Source organism: Rhodoplanes sp. SY1, assembly GCF_046000175.1.
Lineage (GTDB): Bacteria > Pseudomonadota > Alphaproteobacteria > Rhizobiales > Xanthobacteraceae > Rhodoplanes.
This window is the reverse complement of record NZ_JBEOMB010000530.1, coordinates 1-630: the sequence shown is the minus strand read 5'-3', so window position 1 is coordinate 630 and position 630 is coordinate 1. Positions and strand designations below refer to the sequence as shown.

At 47.1% G+C, this 630-nt stretch carries 1 protein-coding gene; it reads left to right on the top strand.

The annotated features are described in order from the left end of the window. On the top strand, positions 1 to 630 hold a 630-nt coding region (locus ABTU92_RS30770; protein ID WP_408095311.1), incomplete at both ends, for a hypothetical protein.

Below are 630 nucleotides of genomic sequence, written 5' to 3'. Positions count from 1 at the left end.
GCCATTTCAGCGACTTAGGCCTAGATGAACTTGAATCAAGTGCGATAAAAGCATTTAAAAACGGGTCGCTTGTCATATTGCTCGATGGCTTCGATGAATTAGGCTATCAAGCCTGGAGCAATGACAGCAATCGGCTTAGACAAATCAGAGCAAAGTCCCTCGAAGGGGTCAAAGATATTGTTAAATCAAATGGTGGTGGAACCTTAATTGCTGGGCGAGAACACTATTTTTCGAGCACGGAAGAGATGTATTTCGCGCTCGGAATGTCTCCCAACAACACCACGATAGTGAGATCGAAGAACGAGTTTAGTGATACTGAGCTATTAGAATATTTTAAAAATCGAGATCTGGACGTGGATGTTCCGACTTGGCTTCCACGCCGGCCTTTGATCTGCCAGACGATCGGAGAACTGGCCGCCGACGAATTCGAGTCTATGTTCGGCGAACAAGGGGATGAAATCGCGTTTTGGAACCATTTTATAAATGTGCTCTGCGAGCGCGACGCTACGATCCATATTTCGTTTGATGCGTCGATCATTTTCCGCATTTTCACGGGACTGGCGCGACTTACAAGGACCAAAGCAGCGAACGTCGGACCGATCTCATTGGCCGAGTTACAAAGCGCTTTCG